Genomic DNA, 572 nt, shown 5'->3' on the forward strand with positions numbered 1-572 from the left:
TTTCATTTCTTGTGAATATTCAAGGTAACGTAATGGAGCTATATCAAATATTTTAGGCGTATCTTTTTCTTGAATTAATACAACCGGTTTATCAAATGCTTGTCTGATACCTAGCTCAAAAAGAACATTAGGATTCCTACTCGATAGATCGCATATTGCTATTGGAGCCTCAATGAGCTTCTTTAAAATATCAAGATGAATTAAATTTGTTTCTTTAACTTCGTCTGCCCTAACAGGATTAAAGCCTGCCATTTCACAAGATGGCCTTATGATATTTTCATAAACGTGCCCAAAATGACCTTTGGAGTAGCCATCTTGATCTGCGATAGGCATTATAACAAAACAGTCTTTCTCTTCTTTTTTAGCCATCGATGGACTCCTTGGCATGGTTAATTGCATAACGCCCGCATAAGCTGCGGAGCATGTTGGACGCTTTTTTTGCGCCCTTTTCTTTTAAGCAAAAAATCGGACAATGTGTGACGTCAGATTTGATGCGCTTGTTATGTGCCTTGGTATACACCCACCACACAATTAGTTGGTCTTGTAGAATTCCATGCTTTTATTAATTTTTG

1 protein-coding gene is annotated in these 572 nt (G+C 37.2%); it reads right to left on the reverse strand.

Annotated elements, in window-relative coordinates; genetic code table 11:
- Positions 1 to 369: hypothetical protein (locus SM447_RS29645; protein ID WP_474576164.1), on the reverse strand; the 369-nt coding region annotated here is incomplete at its 3' end.
- Positions 370 to 572: the final 203 nt, after the last annotated feature.

This window comes from Micromonospora aridisoli, from assembly GCF_056150025.1.